The organism is Vibrio sp. YT-19(2023), from assembly GCF_033337395.1.
The window spans coordinates 1-591 of record NZ_JAWOQN010000795.1 but is presented as its reverse complement, the minus strand read 5'-3'; the positions used below and the strand labels follow the sequence as shown (position 1 = coordinate 591).

At 49.2% G+C, this 591-nt stretch carries 1 protein-coding gene; it reads left to right on the top strand.

Translation table 11 applies throughout. The features are described from left to right. On the top strand, positions 1-506 hold a 506-nt coding region (locus R7E78_RS28510; RefSeq protein WP_318058935.1), incomplete at its 5' end, for an efflux RND transporter permease subunit. Positions 507-591 lie beyond the last annotated feature (85 nt).

The following is a 591-nucleotide window of genomic DNA, read 5'->3' as shown; positions in this document are numbered from 1 at the left end:
TGCTTTACTTCAGCTTCCGCCGTGTGGGTGAAGTGCTGATCATTATGCTGACTCTGCCTTTAGCGATGGTTGGTGGCTTGTGGTTGATGCACTACCTCAACTACAACTTCTCCATCGCCGTGGGGGTCGGATTTATTGCTCTCGCTGGCGTTGCGGTGGAAATAGGCGTCATCATGCTAGTGTATCTCAACCAAGCGTGGCACCACAAAAAACTTCACGCAGAAGAAAACCAACAAGCTCTGCAAATTGGTGATTTAACCGATGCCATTCGAGAAGGTGCGGGGCTGCGTGTACGTCCGGTCATGATGACGGTTCTCACGGTCATCATTGGCCTTATCCCTATCATGTATGGCTCAGGTACTGGCTCTCAAGTCATGCAGCGCATCGCTGCACCAATGATTGGCGGCATGGCCTCTGCCCTACTACTGACTCTGCTGGTGTTACCAGCAATCTTCAAACTGTGGAAGCAGCGAGAAGTCAACAAAGCTCAAAACCCAGAGAAATAAACAACAAGCGCCATTGTACAAACTGCAATGGCGCACTACCTCATTGACAGTAAAGGAAATCAACATGAAAAAGACCCTTATCACT